This window comes from Allobosea sp. NPDC055332 (assembly GCF_053645455.1).
This window is the reverse complement of sequence record NZ_JBSHMO010000022.1, coordinates 1-1,544: the sequence shown is the minus strand read 5'-3', so window position 1 is coordinate 1,544 and position 1,544 is coordinate 1. Positions and strand designations below refer to the sequence as shown.

Sequence of the window (1,544 nt, the reverse complement as noted above, 5' to 3'; positions counted from 1 at the left end):
GTACAATGCCATTCCCGATAGGAAGTTACTACCTGGCTAACTCACCTCGTGGCAGTGTGGACACCTGTTTTCGCAAGTTCTCTATGACTGTTCGTCAGCTTGTTCAGGAGTTCGGACTAAATAACGTCAGCGAATCCGTAAAAAGCATGTGGGAAAGCGGCACCTACGAGAAGTGGATTGAAGTGATGCATTCGGTTTACCCGAACATTGACCGCGATACATCGAAGCTGGATAGCAAGAACAAGCCATTCAAATCGGTTTATTACGAGGTTGGTGGCGATAACGACAAGTTGTTGCGTGAGTCCGGATTTGATGAGTTTCCAATTATGGCTCCGCGCTGGGAAGTTAATGGCGAAGATGTTTATGGATCATCATGCCCGGGTATGCTGGCGCTTGGACCTGTTAAGGCATTGCAACTTCTCCAGGAGCGCAAGTCGCAGTTGATTGATAAAGCCACCAATCCGCCGATGGTTGCTCCGACTTCCCTCAAGAATCAGCGCGCCTCCCTTCTTCCTGGTGACATCACGTATATCGATCAGATTACTGGTCAGGATGGCTTCAGGCCTGCTTATCTGGTTAACCCCAGTACAGCAGATCTGGTAGCAGACATTCAGGACACTCGTCAAATCATTAACAGCGCCTACTTTGTCGATCTGTTCATGATGTTGCAGAACATCAATACCCGCTCGATGCCTGTTGAAGCAGTGATCGAAATGAAAGAAGAAAAACTTCTGATGTTGGGGCCGGTTCTGGAGCGTCTGAACGACGAATGTCTTAATCCTCTCATTGACCGCGCTTTCTCGATGATGGTGCGTAAAAACATGCTGCCGCCACCGCCTGACGCGATGGAAGGTATGCCCCTGAAGGTCGAATACATTTCCGTCATGGCTCAGGCGCAGAAGTCTATCGGCCTGTCCAGTCTGGCGTCTACGGTCAACTTCATTGGTCAACTTGCGCAAGCGAAACCAGAAGCTCTCGACAAACTCAACGTTGATCAGGCGATCGATGCATTCGCTGATATGTCCGGAGTGTCTCCAACCGTCATTGTTCCGCAGGAACAGGTTGAGCAGGCTCGCCAGCAACGGGCACAGCAACAACAGCAGCAACAAATGATGGCGATGGGGATGGCGGCGGCACAGGGGGCCAAGACGCTAAGCGAAGCTAAAACTTCGGATCCGAGTGTTTTGTCAGCTATGGCGAATGCAGTTAGTGGTCAGGGTGGGCAATCACAATGACAGATTACGAAGACGATCAACTGAAAGAAGAAAACGCCCGTAAGCAACGTGACATGGCGCAGCGTGAAATTGATGACATTCGCTTTGTCATGAGCAGTGAACAGGGGCGTCGCGTTGTCTGGTCGGTGCTGGAGAAAGGCCGTGTGTTTTCCGCTATCTCACCGATGGACGCTATGGCAATGGCATTTAATGAGGGGCAACGCAATCTGGCGCTGGAACTGTTTCAGCGCGTTATGGCGCATTGCCCTGAACAGTATTTGAAGATGGCCAAAGAGGCCAGTGAACAGGAGTGATCATGAGTTTATTTGC

General features: G+C 50.6%; 2 protein-coding genes. Both read left to right on the top strand.

The window, feature by feature from the left end; all coding sequences use genetic code 11:
• Positions 1–1,235 (top strand): portal protein (locus tag ACWIGM_RS31335; RefSeq protein WP_454029852.1); only part of this gene is annotated, 1,235 nt, incomplete at its 5' end.
• The gene (locus ACWIGM_RS31330; RefSeq protein WP_000133160.1) at positions 1,232–1,528 is read left to right on the top strand and encodes a Bbp19 family protein; all 297 of its coding nucleotides are present in this window, start codon (positions 1,232–1,234) and stop codon (positions 1,526–1,528) included. The genes ACWIGM_RS31335 and ACWIGM_RS31330, both read left to right, overlap by 4 nt.
• The last annotated feature ends 16 nt before the right edge of the window (positions 1,529–1,544 follow it).